The sequence below is a fragment of the Rummeliibacillus pycnus genome, assembly GCF_050459865.1.
GTDB classification, from domain to species: domain Bacteria; phylum Bacillota; class Bacilli; order Bacillales_A; family Planococcaceae; genus Rummeliibacillus; species Rummeliibacillus pycnus_B.
In genome coordinates this window covers 42,451-56,648 of record NZ_JBCMNM010000106.1, presented here as the reverse complement: position 1 = coordinate 56,648, position 14,198 = coordinate 42,451, and the positions used below count along the sequence as shown (strand labels likewise).

Below are 14,198 nucleotides of genomic sequence, written 5' to 3'. Positions count from 1 at the left end.
CCGTCTTTCGCTTCACAATGGCCTAAATTGGATATCATGAAATGTTCGTATATTTTATATTAAAGTGTATACCATTACCAAAAACTACTAATAATAATTTTATTTACAATTATTATCCTGTATAATTTGGCTATACAATTCTCTAAATTGATTTTGTGAGTCTACAGCAATGTAAATAATTACAGTATAGGTTTAATATAAAAATGAATTTAGGAGTTGATTGTATGAATAAAAATGATCACGATAAAAACCTAGATCCATACAACCCGTTGCAGGATGAACAAAGGACAATGGGGCAACCTGAATCAATTAAAAGTTGGAATCTAAATAATCAGCCATTTGGTATTCGAATAATGGGATATATTATTCTGTTGTTTATTTTTTTCTCATTAGTATTTGTCATAGTGAATTTTATTGAAAATTAGAAAGTAATACTATAAAGAGGATTGAACTCAAGGTTCGATCCTTTTTCATTTAAAATGCTTGTAGTGTTTTAATGGCTTAATAATTATCTGATAAAATAGAAGTTTAAAAGGTGTTATTTGGAAATTTAATAGTGTTAGCGTCTAAATGAATATGGAGGTGAAAATTTATGAAGCGAATAGTATTAATATTTTCTATATTGTCGTTTTTGGTAATAGGTAGTTGTAATAACATTTCAGAGCCAAAAATCTCTGAAGAACAAGCAAAATCAATTGTGTTAAAAAATCACATTAAAAACATTGGTGAAGTTAAAATAATATCAGTTAGCCTCAAGGGTAATGAATATATTGTTAAATGGGAATATAAAGAAAACTGCGAGAACGGAACTGACTATGTTGATATCGGAAATGGCGAAATAACAAAAAGTGAAACATCTATATGTTAGTTTGTATTTATCACTTGAAATCGACCTCTTATTTTGAGGCCTTTTATTATGTTCTTCTTAATTTTAGGGAAGGAATAACTATCCATCTCCATTATTTCAATGTAGTTCACCCACTTTACAGGATACCGAGAACCTGAAAATGAAGCGTCATATTGATATACTTGATGATAGGTGAAAAAAACTAATGCCATTATGTCAAAAATAAAATTTGACTGGACACTATTTGGTGTCCTATAATAAAGGCACCAATTGGTGTCCAATTAATAAGGGGAGGTTGATTTTGAACGAGAATAATCAAGAGCGTGATGTTTATGTAGCCATTGCTGACCCAACAAGACGTAAATTGCTAGGTTTGTTGTCAGAAGCAGATGAGTTACCTCTTCACGAATTAACTTCACAATTTCAAATGGGGCGTACAGCAGTTTCTAAACATTTGGCTATCCTTAAAGATGCTGATCTTGTAATTGCTCGAAGGGTTGGTAGGGAAACGAGGTATCGGTTAAATGCCAATCCGTTGAAAGAAGTTCAAGATTGGGTATCTTTTTACGAAGGATTCTGGAAAGAAAGAATTGCTAAATTAAATCTTTTATTGGAGGAAGAAAAATGAAACCAGATGTAACATTAGATTTTCAATTTACAAGTTCAATTGAGCAAGTGTGGAACGCTTTAACAGATTCGGATACTCTTGCGAAATGGATATGGGAAAATGATTTTAAACCAGTCGTTGGACATAAATGTCAGTTTCGGGCAAAGCCTTCCGACTGGTGGGATGGAATTGTAAATTGTGAGGTGCTCGTAGTAGATGCGCCTCATACATTATCTTACACTTGGGAAAGTGCTGGAGAAAACACTACTGTTACATGGACAGTGAAAGAAGGTTCAGATGGAATAATCCATTTACATCTAGATCAAACTGGATTTAGCGAAGAAACAAAAGCCCGCGAAGGAGCTATCGAGGGAGCTAAATATGGTTGGACGAATATGGGTAATCAGCTCGAAAAAGTGTTAGCATAAATGGAAAAATAATTACTTCATTCTCAAGGATGCATTTGTTATGCAAGTGGCATCAAAGATGAAGGCCGAAAGGAAATTGTCGAAGGCATAGACGTGCAATCATGGATATCTGGCAAAGTGAGTGATGCTATTACAGAAAGTTTAAATCTTGAAGCTGTTTCAGATATTCCGATTTTCAATCGTATTCGTGAGTTGAATAAACAAAAAATGATGGCAGTTTACCAATTCCTTGAGGAAAATAATTAAATTAGAAATATTAAAATAAGCGATGGAAAGAAAATCCTAAATATATGTTCGGGTGCTTTAATGAAGTAATGGAAAAGCCCATTTTCTCTATTTTAATTTGCAGAGAAGATGGGCTATTTTATTTTCCTGACGATGCCCCTAATAGGCCGAATAATGTTATGACCTATCAAATTTATTACAAATAGACTAAAATTATTTTTTAATTATATAATTTTATTATGTAAACTAATTGTGTAACAGTATGTAATTAGTCATTGATACTTTTCTTTTCTTTATTAAATAAGTAAAATAGAACAGTATTCGATTTATTTGAAGGGGAGTAATTATGAACGATAAGCGTTTTAAAGTAGCTAATCGTGAAGCAATAATTGGTATTGTATTAGTTATTATTAACTTTGCAATCTGGTTTGGCTTTGCATATGGGCTTGGCTCAGGGGATCCGAAAGATTATACATATGTTTTCGGCTTTCCAGCATGGTTCTTTTATAGCTGTATAGCTGGAACACTTTTTATGATTGTATTAATTTTTGTTGTCATCAAATTCTTCTTTAAGGATGTACCGTTTGATGAAGAAGAGGATGGTGAACGCAAATGATACACTGGCATGTCATTATACCGCTAGTCATTTTTCTAGTTATTATCTTTGTAATAGGATTTTGGGCTAATAAACATGTTATGAATTCCAACTCATTCTTACAAGAGTATTTTTTAGGCGGACGAAATATGGGCGGTTTCCTTTTAGCTATGACAATGATGGCTACTTATGGTAGTGCGTCAAGCTTTATCGGAGGACCTGGTGTTGCCTATAATAAAGGCCTTGGATGGGTACTATTATCGATGGCACAGTTACCTGCTGGTTATTATGTGTTAATGGTGTTAGGTAAGAAATTTGCAATTATTTCACGAAAATTAAAAGCGATTACATTAATTGACTTTCTCCGTGAACGTTATCGTAGTAATGTAGTTGTCATAGTTTCTGCAATAAGTATTATCATTTTTCTATTCTCATCTATGGCTGCACAATGGATTGGTGGTGCGCGATTAGTTGAATCATTGACAGGCTGGCACTATTCGACTGCACTCTTTGTCTTCGCAATCGTAGTACTAATATACGTAATTATTGGAGGTTTCCGTGCTGTTGCACTTACGGATGCAGTGCAAGGTACTGTAATGTTGCTTGGAAGTATTATCATATTAGTAGGTACGATTATTGCAGGTGGCGGTATTTCGAACATAATGGCAGATCTTGTTGCTGAAAATCCAAAACTTGTTTCTCCATTTGGTGCTGATGATTCATTAACACCACTTTATGTATCAACATTTTGGATATTAATTGGTATTGGTGTTATAGGCTTACCACAAATCGCCGTACGTGCTATGGCATATAAAAACTCTAAAAGTATGCACACAGCGATTATTATTGGAACAATAGCAATTGGTACGGTGATGTTCGGAATGCATTTGACAGGTGTATTAGCAAGACCTGTAATCCCAGGTATTGAAATCGGCGATAAAGTAATGCCAATGCTAACATTAAAAGTTTTACCACCATTCTTGGCTGGTATTGTACTTGCTGCTCCAATGGCTGCCATTATATCAACAGTAAATGCCTTGTTAATGCTTGTAAGTTCTACTATTGTAAAAGACATTTACTTAAACTTTATCAAACCAAATGCGAAAGATAATGAAATCAAAAAAATTAGTTTCATGGTTACAGCTATCATAGGTGTTATTGTTATCATTGTTTCACTTAGACCACCTGATTTACTTGTTTGGCTAAACTTATTCTCATTTGGTGGATTAGAATCTGTATTTGTATGGCCTGTTGTTTTCGGACTTTATTGGAAAAAGGGCAACAAATACGGGGCGATTACTTCCATGATTATTGGCTTAACAAGCTATATCTTAATTGATCAGCTTTGGCCAAATGTATTCGGTATGCATACTGTAACATTACCGATTTTATTCTCACTCCTCACTTATGTATTAGTAAGTCTTTCGACACATAAAAAATTTAAGGATTTTGAACATATTATTTAAAGAAAAACCCAAACTTCTGAAAAGTGAAGTTTGGGTTTTATGTTTATATAACTCTGCTAAATTTATATTTTGCATTACATTCTTCATATCCGCTTTTTATATAAACTCATTGCAAAGATATAAGCTACTATCATAATCCCAACACACCACGCAAGAGCAATCCATATATCATTACCCACTGGCTGACTTGTCAACAACGCACGAATGGATTCCACTATTGAGGTTACCGGTTGATTTTCGGCAAAGGCGCGAACTGCGGAAGGCATAGAATCGGTTGGTACAAACGCTGAACTGATAAACGGCAGGAAGATTAACGGATAGGAAAAGGCGCTTGCACCTTCCACCGATTTTGCAGACAGTCCAGCAATCGCCGCAATCCAAGTCAGGGCGAGCGTAAACAGCACGAGTATACCGGCTACGGCGAGCCATGACAGCACCCCCGCCGATGATCGAAAGCCCATAATAAGCCCAACGAGAATGATAACGACAATAGAAATGGCGTTGGATACAAGCGAGGTTAGCACATGCCCCCACAGCACGGTGGAACGCGAAATCGGCATGGAGTGAAACCTCTCAAATATACCCCTTTGCTTATCTAAAAATAGGCGGTATGCCGTATAAGAAATACCACTTGCAATCGCTATTAGCAATATGCCGGGCATCAGGTAGTTCACATAGTTATCTGTACCGATTTCGATTGCACCACCAAACACATAGACGAACAGTAGCATAAGTGCAATCGGCATGATAGTAACCGTAATGATAGTGTCCATGCTTCGCATAATATGGCGCATGGAACGTCCAAGCATAACGCACATGTCACTGAAAAAATGTTTATTCATTGTTACTTTTCCTCCTTTTTATTTATGATTGCGAGGAATATCTCCTCCAATGAAGGTTGTTTTTCCACATACTCCACCTTTGCAGGTGGAAATAGTTTTTTCAGTTCCTCAAGAGTGCCGTTGGCAATAATCCTACCCTCATGCAGAATGGCAATTCTATCAGCAAGCTGTTCAGCCTCCTCCAAATACTGAGTGGTCAAGAATACCGTTGTGCCGCTGTCAGCAAGTTCTTTGACTACCTTCCAAACCTCGATTCGAGCCTCGGGGTCTAACCCGGTAGTCGGTTCGTCGAGGAAAATGAGTTGCGGTTTTCCCACAAGACTCATGGCGATATCAAGCCTGCGGCGCATACCGCCAGAATAAGTAGACGTCCTGCGGTCAGCGGCCTCGATCAAACCGAAGCGTTTTAGCAACCCATCTGCAACTTGGCGTGGATGTTTAAGGTGCCGTAGCTTGGCAATCATTATAAGATTTTCCCGCCCAGTCAAAACCTCATCTACGGCGGCGAATTGTCCGGTGAGGCTGATCGACTCTCGCACATTATCGTCCTTTGACACAACCTCGAATCCGTTTACGAAGGCAGTCCCTCCATCCGGTTTCAGCAATGTGGTGAGGATTTTGACAATCGTTGTCTTACCGGCACCGTTTGAGCCAAGCAGAGCAAAAATATTTCCCTTTTTCACCTCAAAATCTACACCCTTTAGAACCTGAAGCTTCTTGTAGGACTTTTGCAAACCTTTTACTTCAATTGACTTGTGTTGCATATTCTTCTCCTCCTTATATAACTGTAACCTTTGATAAATCTACTTCCATGCCTCTTAGCGCAGCGTAGGTCAGTTTATCCATCATTGCGCCATCAAAACAGATGGATTTAATAGCACGGTAATATTTCTTAGACAAGGTAAACCCTGAAATGAATGACACATTTTTGAGTGTTGCGCCTCTAAACGAAACTTCTTTTAGCGCCGCCTTGTCAAACTTTACGCCGATAAAGGTCTGACCATCTAAACACAACCCTGTCAGGTCGGAATATTTGAAGTCCACACCGTCAAAGATACAATTTTCAAAGATTGTTTTTCTAAGGTCGGTCATGGTTAACTTGACGTCGGTCAGTTTTACATCTATAAATTTTGTTCCGGCCATCCACGACTTGCTAAAGTCGGTACGTACAAGAATGGATTTGTTGAAGCTCGAATCCGCAAGGTCAATAGCAGATAGGTTGCAGTCAGTCAGATTTGCATTGTCAAAATTGGCTTCACGCACATCGCTTGAATTAAATAAGCTGCCGGTCAGGTCTGCGCCGGAAAAGTCGGAGCCGTGCAATGCGCTCGCCACAAATTTTCCTTTATGTGCGGTAACACCCACGAAGTCACTATTTGTTAAATTGCTTGCGCTGAAGTTTGTTAGTACCTGACGCTCAAGTGAGCGGGAGAGGTTGGCAACCTCCTGTACCGTTTGTTCGATGTCCCCGATGCTATAAATAGTCATCTCAAAGGCTGTTTCATCGTCCTTACCTTCTTTTTTTAGTTCACTGAACCGCTCCTGTAAATCGGAGAGCAGATCAACTTTTAGTTCGTCAACACTTTTTACCCCATTATATGGCGCAAAAACGCCATTCACATATTGAGTTAATTTCTCTTTCATAACATCACATCTCCTTATAATAATTTTTCTAATACGCGCTTTGCATACTCCCAATTGCTTTTGTTGTTGGCGTAAATAGATTTACCTTTTTCGGTAATCTTAAAATACTTACGCCGCCCTCCCTGAGATTCATCGCCCCAATACCACTCGATATCGCCATCTGCTTCAAGTCGCCGAACGCTTGAGTACATCGTGGCTTCCTTTAACTCATACTTGCCGCCAGAGCGTTCGGCAATCAGCTTAACAATCTCATATCCATAGCGATCAGCTTCAGATAAGAGCCGTAAAATCATTGTATCGGTATGGCCACGCAGCAGGTCGGATGTGATTTTGTTTTCTCTCATTTAATCACCTCCATATCGTATAATATGCAACACAGCATACTACTGTGACTGTCAAGGTAATATGATAATTATAATAATTTGATTAAAGAGCCATAAAATCATCGTATCAGTATGGCCACGAAACAGATCGGATGTGATTTTGATCTTGCTCATATAACCACCTCCATTCATACAATATGCAACACAGCACACTACTGTGACTGTCAAGGTAATATGATAATTTGATTAAGAAGTTTAGTATTTGCTAATGAAAACTAAATCTAATTTTGGTAATCATCCTCAAAAGGGCTGTTGTTATAAGATTATTTAGACATAAAAAAAAGGCCCCAAATCCTTTAACAGGGCATGCCATGAACCAATACACGAATATCCAAGGAAATATGAATTTTGTTACCCATTCAATTAATTGTGAAAGAATGAATGATTGAAATTCAAAAAAATCTAGAACAAATAGAAGTATTAAAAAGAATGTGGCATCACCTCTGTTGTAAACAAAAAATCATGCGACAATCATTTAATTTATAAATAATTTTCAGATAATTCAGTTGACACGGACCTCTTTCTGTTATATATTATTATCAATAAATTAATTTGTTATATAACAGGAGGAGATAAAATGGAAATGTATCGAGAAAGCTACGAACGATATTGTAACGCTTGCAAAGAATTTGGATTAGAATCGAAAGACTATTTCTTTTTTATTAACAATTTAACGGAAGAACAACTCAATGCATTTAAAGAGCATACAAAAAGGAGAGAAGAAATAAATGCCTGATGTCGCCGCGAGTCACTTATAAAACCCCTGCTAATCAAATCAATGATTGGTAGGGGTTTTATAGCATTTAAATCAATATATTTTTGAAAAGTGAAAAAATCATTTACATGTTTAGTTGATTATGAAATACTAAATAATATGACAATTACATAATAAAAAGATAGAAGTGCCTAAGATTTGCTTGGGATAATAGGGAAATCGGTGTGAATCCGATGCAGCCCCGCTACTGTAAATGTGTTGAAATCGCGTAAACCACTGGCTGAAATGAAGTGCTGGGAAGGTGAGAGAGTAATAGATCACATAAGCCAGGAGACCTGCTTTTATCAATCGTTTCTGATCTTCGAGGGGGAGGTGTGGAAAACTGAAATGCATTACATATGATTTACTTACATTTCACGTCCAAACACTCTTTACATATCACTTATGTAAAGATTTTTTTATGGCTAATTTCGATTGCCTCCATTCCTACAAGACAGTATTTCAATGATTGTCCAAAAGAATGGAGGCTTTTTCATGTATTCAAAAAAATCAATCAAAAAATGGGTAGCACCAGTCTCATTAGCAAGCTTGTTAGTATCATCACAACTACCAGCATCACTTGTAGCACATGCGGAGGAAAGTACTCAAGTTACAACAACTAATGATACAAATGTTGTTGGTAAAGATGTTAGCTATAAAAACGCTCTTAAAAACTCAAGTGCTTTCTTGCTAAGTATTACACCAAATCCTAATTTAGGCGATGAATATGTCGTTACAAACTTAGCTCGTTCTAATTATCCAGTAGCGAAGGATTATTATGCGCAATATTACAATAACATCGTAAAAAACACCAAAGAAAAAAACGGGAATATTGGAAAATCGTATTCCGATTATGCCAATATTATTATAGCTTTAAGCTCTATTGGTAAAGATCCAACGAATGTTGCTGGAGTCAATCTAGTTGATAAAATGCTAGACTCTTATAATGAAACAAAAGCGGATTATCGTACTTTTACTCAAACATCTACTATTTTATTAGCTCTAGATGCAAATAATTATACAATTGATCAAGAAAAATATAAGAATTTAAATAGAGATTCCATTATTGATGAACTATTAACTGCTCAAACAAAAGATAATGGTTACGGGTGGGCTGTTGGTGCGGATGCAGATCCAGATACAACAGCAATGGTGGTGACTGCTTTAGCTCCATACATGAATCAAGATAAAGTATCAATATCTGTTAATAAAGCACTTTCATATTTACAAAAACAATTAAACGGTAAAGCAGGTATTTATTCGGATTGGTTAAAAGGTGATAATGCTGCTTCAATTTCTCAAGTTGTAATGAGTCTTCTAGCATTGAAAATTGACCCAAAAACAGAAGCTGGATTTGTGAAAACTGATGGTTATTGGACTATCCAAAACTTACTTACTGCAGTTGATTCAAAAACTGGTGGTTTAAAGATGAGTTCAAATCAAAAAGCCGTTGATCCTTCTTATGCTACACCTCAAGGTAATAGAGCATTAACAATGTATGATCGATTCGAACAAAAAGAAAAAGTATCACCATTTTATAACATGTCTGAAGTTAAGGCTGAAAACCTTGCCTATGACACAAAAGCACCTGAAAAACCATCTGTAAAAACAGTGGCTGACAACACGACTACGATTACTGGTAAGACAGAATCATACGCTACAGTTACAGTTAAAAACGGTTCTAAAGTAATCGGTACTGCTAAAGCAGATTTTAAAGGTGCATATTCTATCAAAATTAAAAAACAAAAAGCTGGTACAACATTAAAAATCGTTGCAACAGACTTAGGTAAAAACAACAGCAAAACTGTATCTGTAAAAGTAGTTGATAAAACAGCTCCGAAAGTACCAACAATTAATAAAGTAACAAAAAATTCTACAAAAGTAGTTGGTACTGCTGAAGCTAAGGCTACCGTTTACATTGTAAAAGATAAAAAAGTCATAAAAACAGGAAAAGTATCAACTAAAGGGAAATATTCATTATCTATCAAAAAACAAAAAGTTGGTACAAAACTAACAGTTTATGTGAAAGATGCCGCAAAAAACAAAAGCGCTTCTAAAACGATTACTGTTAAATCTAAATAATTCTACAAAAATATAGATTTTACCCAAGGGTGTTAGAGCCAATTTCTAACGCCCTATTGCCATCTATACGGAGGTGTCATCAATGAAAAAAGTACATTTTTATATTCTTTCTTTAATTATTGCGGTTTTGTGCCTTGCTGGTTGCAAAATCCAAACAGTCGAACAATACAACAATCAAAATGCAGACGAAAAAAGCATTAATGCCTCAAATGAAAACGTTATTCCTGTAAATGGGAAGAATCAAGATCAACAGTCTAAAAAGACCATTGATAATTCAGATAAACCAACCGAAAAAAAACAGAATACAAAAGATAGTACGAAAAAAGCGGATGAAACAAAACAAATAGATATAAATTCAGAAAATTCAACCTTAAATAATGAGAAAAAAGAAGTAAAATCATCTGTTAAAGAAACAAAAACAATTGCTTTAAAAAAGAATGCAAACCAAGAAAAACAACAAACACAGCCATCTGAAAAAAAATCTACAAACAATAAAACAAACCAAGCAAAGAAAGAAACAATAGCATCTAAGAATAATGACTTAAATAAATCGAATTCTACATCAAAAGCAACAGATAAAAAAATAGTTAAAAAAAAGAAAAAATACGTTACGATTTCAGTACGAGTAGATACACTTTTGAAAGCTGAAAATTACGCTAAACTTGAAAAACCATTACAGAACGAAAAATACGTACCAAAAAATGGAGCAATTGTTACAACCTCGAAATATGAAATATTAAGTGATGATGATACAGCTTGGAGTATTACCTTAAGGGCTTTAAAAGAGCATAATGTTCAATTTGAATATGAAGGTGCTGGAGTTAACAAATATGGTATGGTCTATATTCAAGGAATCAACCACTTATATGAAAAAAATGCAGGACCATTATCTGGTTGGATGTATAGTGTAAACGGTAAAAAACCTGGCGTTGGATGTGACGGGTATAATGTAAAAGATGGTGATCAAATCGTTTGGCAATATACGGTGAACCAAGGGAAGGACATCGGTTGGTATTAAAGGAGGAAAAACATTGAAAGCTTTTGCAAACTATCATCCGATTGTTCTTTTTTGTTATTTTATATTGGTAGTAGGATTCACAATGTTTTATATGCATCCAGTCTATTTAATTATTTCACTTATACTATCTACTATTTTAAGTATTCAAGTAAATAAGGAATCATTTTTAAATGGACTAAAATGGATGATTCCACTGTTTCTAATTGCAGCATTAATTAATCCTCTTATTACACATGATGGGGAAAAAATTATTTTATATATTGATAATAACCCGATTACAATTGAAGCAATTGCTTATGGGTTTGCGATGTCTATTATGATTTGCTCCGTTATTTTTTGGTTCGGGTGTTATAGTGCAGTTATGACTTCAGATAAGTTTCTTTATCTATTTGGAAAGATCTCACCAGCATTTGCATTGGTTATTTCTTTGACGTTGCGTCTGTTCCCTCGATTCAAGCATCAAATAGGTGTGATTTCTAATGCTCAAAAAACAATCGGAATGGATATTTCTTCGGGTAACTTATTTCACCGTATTAAATGTGGAATTCGTATTATTTCTATCCTGATTACTTGGGCATTGGAAAATGCCATTGAAACAGCTGATTCGATGAAAGCTAGAGGCTATGGTTTACCGGATCGTTCTACATTTTCATTATTTACATTTGAAAAAAGAGACGGCATTATGTTATCACTCTTACTGATCTTAGCCATCACCAACGTTTCGGGTAGTTTTTTAAATAATAATGACTTTTATTTCTATCCAACGTTTAGTGAAATTACATTCGATGAAATTTCTATACTTTTATATGGATCCTATACTTTGTTATTAGCGATACCAAGCATCATTGAACTTTGGGAGGCATTAAAATGGCGTTCGTTGAAATCAAACAACTAACCTTTAGCTATCCACTAGCACAACAACCCGTATTACAACAAATTGATATATCAATTGAAGAAGGTGAATTTGTTGTTCTATGTGGTACATCTGGCTGTGGTAAAAGTACCTTATTAAGACATTTAAAAAGAGAAATCACTCCGCACGGCAATACTTCGGGTGCAATTTACTATGATGGTACTTTGTTAAACGAACTAACGGAAAGAGTTGCAGCATCTGAGATTGGCTTCGTTATGCAAAATCCCGAAAATCAAATTGTAACAGATAAGGTCTGGCATGAACTTGCATTTGGATTAGAAAATCTTGGTTATGATACGATGACCATTCGTAGAAAAGTTGCCGAAATGGCTAATTTCTTTGGAATCCAAACTTGGTTTAGAAAAAGCACAATGGATCTTTCAGGAGGGCAAAAGCAACTATTAAATCTAGCAGCTATTATGGCTATGCAACCTAAATTACTAATTTTAGATGAACCGACTTCTCAACTTGATCCGATTGCTGCTAGTGAATTCATTACTACTTTACATAAGTTAAATAAAGAACTTGGATTAACAATTATTTTAGTAGAACATAGATTAGAAGAAATCTATCCTATTGCTGATCGAGTTGTTGTTATGGATGAAGGTAAAATCATTTGTAATGGGGCCCCACATCAAGTGGCAAATGAATTACGACATGTTTCACAAGATCACCCAATGCTTCTAGGGCTACCAACACCAATTCGTGTTCATCATGCTTTAAACAGTCTGACTAAGGCTCCTTTAACAATTCGTGAAGGTCGACAATGGTTATCTGAGAATTTTGAACCTGGACACGAAATACATGTTGAAACAGATCTCGAGAAGAATACTGAAAAACCTATTCTTGATATACAGGATACTTGGTTTCGTTATGAAAAAAACGGTATGGATATTTTAAGAGGCCTTTCATTACAAGTTTATCCGGGGGAATTAATTAGTATCTTAGGTGGGAACGGTACTGGGAAAACTACCTCACTTGGAGTCATGTCCGGCATTTATAAACCATACAGAGGAAAAATATTGATAGATGGCAAATCGATGAAAAAGTTCTCTAATCAAGATTTATATCATGAATGTTTAGCTGTCCTTCCACAAGATCCACAAACTATTCTAGTCTCTAAAACTGTGAAACTAGAATTAGAAGCAGTAGTAGAAACATTAAAGCTTCCGAAAGAACAAGCAATAAATGAAATCAATTCAATTGTTGAAGCATTAGATTTAGAAACTCTCTTAGCTCGACATCCGTACGATTTAAGTGGAGGGGAGCAACAAAAAGTTGCACTGGCAAAAGTACTATTATTGCATCCACGTATTCTATTATTAGATGAGCCGACAAAAGGAATGGATGCAGCTTCAAAAGAAGTGTTGTCTAAGATTTTAGAAAACTTGAAGAAACAAAATGTTGCAATTGTAATGGTCACACATGACATTGAATTTTCTGCATCCAATTCGGATCGTTGTGCGCTGTTTTTTGATGGCAATATCGTTTCTTCTGATAATACAAGAGCATTTTATAGTGGAAATCATTTTTACACTACTGCAGCTCATCGAATGTCTCGTCATTTATTCTCAAATGCCATTACTAGTAAGGATGTGATAACGTTTTGCAAAAAACATCAGAAAAAACATCTAATCGAATCATAAACAAGAAATTTCTTGTGACTTCAATTATTGTCTTAATTGTTATTCCACTTTGCTTAGTAATGGGCGTAACATTATGGGAAGATCGTCGATACAACATACTTTCATTGATTATCGTTTTACTTGCATGTATTCCTTTTCTCATGTCTTTTGAGCGCAAGAAACCAAAACCAAGAGAAATCTTAATCATTGCGGTAATGTCCGCAATAGCAGTTGCTGGAAGAGCAGCATTTGTTTGGGCGCCAGCTTTTAAGCCTATTACTGCAATTGTTGCTATTACGGGCTTTGCTTTTGGACCTTCTGCTGGATTTCTTACTGGAGCAACTACAGCTATTGCATCTAATATTTTTTTTGGCCAAGGTCCATGGACACCCTTCCAAATGTTTACTTGGGGACTAATAGGCTATATTGCAGGCATAGTAGGAAAATCCGGTTGGATGGACCATAAAATCCCTTTAATTCTGTTTGGATTTTTTAGTGGAATACTATTTTCACTTATAATGGATATTTGGACTGTGATATCCTATGATGGTGAATTTACTTGGCGTCGTTACTTGGCTGCAGCAGGTACTGCCATACCATATACCGCTATGTATTCTATTTCAAATATTGTCTTTTTACTAATTCTCGCTAAACCAATTGGTGAAAAATTAACTCGAATAAAAATAAAATATGGCATATTAGAATAATAGTAGAAAAAGGCTGTTTTTTATGTTCAAATACATATTAACGGTCTTTTTTCTATTAATTA

General features: G+C 35.5%; 16 protein-coding genes, 1 pseudogene and 1 riboswitch. Of the genes and pseudogenes, 13 read left to right on the top strand and 4 right to left on the bottom strand.

Annotated elements, in window-relative coordinates:
* Positions 1-224 precede the first annotated feature (224 nt).
* The 7 genes and pseudogenes from ABE048_RS18805 to panF all read left to right on the top strand — a co-directional run bounded on the left by ABE048_RS18805 (position 225) and on the right by panF (position 4,168).
* Entirely contained in the window at positions 225-425 is a 201-nt protein-coding gene (locus ABE048_RS18805) for a hypothetical protein (RefSeq protein WP_430312806.1), read from the top strand.
* A 167-nt stretch (positions 426-592) separates the two neighbouring features.
* A complete protein-coding gene (locus ABE048_RS18800) occupies positions 593-868 on the top strand; it encodes a PepSY domain-containing protein (protein WP_430312805.1) in 276 nt (91 codons plus the stop codon).
* Positions 869-1,148: 280 nt separating this feature from the next.
* Positions 1,149-1,475 carry an ArsR/SmtB family transcription factor gene (locus ABE048_RS18795; RefSeq protein ID WP_430312803.1) on the top strand — a complete coding sequence of 109 codons (327 nt, stop codon included), beginning with the start codon at positions 1,149-1,151 and terminating at the stop codon, positions 1,473-1,475.
* Positions 1,472-1,882 (top strand): SRPBCC family protein, encoded by a 411-nt coding sequence (locus ABE048_RS18790; protein WP_430312802.1) that lies wholly within the window; start codon positions 1,472-1,474, stop codon positions 1,880-1,882. The genes ABE048_RS18795 and ABE048_RS18790 overlap by 4 nt, the downstream gene beginning before the upstream one ends.
* A 36-nt stretch (positions 1,883-1,918) precedes the next feature.
* Positions 1,919-2,128 (top strand): annotated as a pseudogene (locus ABE048_RS18785) (ABC transporter); the annotation flags it as partial.
* A gap of 325 nt (positions 2,129-2,453) precedes the next feature.
* The gene (locus tag ABE048_RS18780) at positions 2,454-2,723 is read left to right on the top strand and encodes a YhdT family protein (protein ID WP_430312801.1); all 270 of its coding nucleotides are present in this window, start codon (positions 2,454-2,456) and stop codon (positions 2,721-2,723) included.
* Positions 2,723-4,168, top strand: a complete 1,446-nt coding sequence (panF, locus tag ABE048_RS18775) for a sodium/pantothenate symporter (protein WP_430312810.1) — start codon at positions 2,723-2,725, stop codon at positions 4,166-4,168. The genes ABE048_RS18780 and panF overlap by 1 nt, the downstream gene beginning before the upstream one ends.
* Positions 4,169-4,251: 83 nt before the next feature.
* Here panF and ABE048_RS18770 read toward each other — a convergent pair whose 3' ends face one another.
* The 4 genes from ABE048_RS18770 to ABE048_RS18755 are packed head-to-tail and all read right to left on the bottom strand — an operon-like array spanning position 4,252 to position 6,998.
* Complete coding sequence (locus tag ABE048_RS18770) at positions 4,252-5,010, bottom strand: ABC transporter permease (RefSeq protein WP_430312800.1); 759 nt, start codon at positions 5,008-5,010, stop codon at positions 4,252-4,254.
* 2 nt (positions 5,011-5,012) lie between these two features.
* Positions 5,013-5,774 (bottom strand): ABC transporter ATP-binding protein, encoded by a 762-nt coding sequence (locus tag ABE048_RS18765; RefSeq protein ID WP_430312799.1) that lies wholly within the window; start codon positions 5,772-5,774, stop codon positions 5,013-5,015.
* Between the two features lie 13 nt (positions 5,775-5,787).
* Positions 5,788-6,654 (bottom strand): pentapeptide repeat-containing protein, encoded by an 867-nt coding sequence (locus ABE048_RS18760; RefSeq protein ID WP_430312797.1) that lies wholly within the window; start codon positions 6,652-6,654, stop codon positions 5,788-5,790.
* A gap of 14 nt (positions 6,655-6,668) precedes the next feature.
* Positions 6,669-6,998: a PadR family transcriptional regulator gene (locus ABE048_RS18755; protein WP_430312796.1), complete on the bottom strand. Its 330-nt coding sequence runs from the start codon at positions 6,996-6,998 to the stop codon at positions 6,669-6,671.
* A gap of 616 nt (positions 6,999-7,614) precedes the next feature.
* On the opposite strand from ABE048_RS18755, the gene ABE048_RS18750 reads away from it, so the two are divergent.
* The 6 genes from ABE048_RS18750 (at position 7,615) to ABE048_RS18725 (ending at position 14,136) form a co-directional block, all read left to right on the top strand.
* Complete coding sequence (locus tag ABE048_RS18750; RefSeq protein ID WP_430312795.1) at positions 7,615-7,773, top strand: transcriptional regulator; 159 nt, start codon at positions 7,615-7,617, stop codon at positions 7,771-7,773.
* Between the two features lie 147 nt (positions 7,774-7,920).
* Positions 7,921-8,109, top strand: a riboswitch (cobalamin riboswitch).
* 177 nt (positions 8,110-8,286) lie between these two features.
* Positions 8,287-9,873 (top strand): Ig-like domain-containing protein, encoded by a 1,587-nt coding sequence (locus ABE048_RS18745; protein WP_430312794.1) that lies wholly within the window; start codon positions 8,287-8,289, stop codon positions 9,871-9,873.
* A gap of 82 nt (positions 9,874-9,955) precedes the next feature.
* Positions 9,956-10,891 (top strand): DUF4430 domain-containing protein, encoded by a 936-nt coding sequence (locus tag ABE048_RS18740; protein ID WP_430312793.1) that lies wholly within the window; start codon positions 9,956-9,958, stop codon positions 10,889-10,891.
* A 13-nt stretch (positions 10,892-10,904) separates the two neighbouring features.
* Complete coding sequence (locus ABE048_RS18735; protein ID WP_430312792.1) at positions 10,905-11,786, top strand: energy-coupling factor transporter transmembrane component T; 882 nt, start codon at positions 10,905-10,907, stop codon at positions 11,784-11,786.
* Positions 11,759-13,450, top strand: coding sequence for an ABC transporter ATP-binding protein (locus ABE048_RS18730; protein WP_430312790.1), 1,692 nt, complete (start codon positions 11,759-11,761; stop codon positions 13,448-13,450). Before ABE048_RS18735 ends, ABE048_RS18730 begins: the two co-directional genes overlap by 28 nt.
* Positions 13,411-14,136, top strand: a complete 726-nt coding sequence (locus tag ABE048_RS18725; protein WP_430312788.1) for an ECF transporter S component — start codon at positions 13,411-13,413, stop codon at positions 14,134-14,136. The genes ABE048_RS18730 and ABE048_RS18725 overlap by 40 nt, the downstream gene beginning before the upstream one ends.
* Positions 14,137-14,198: the final 62 nt, after the last annotated feature.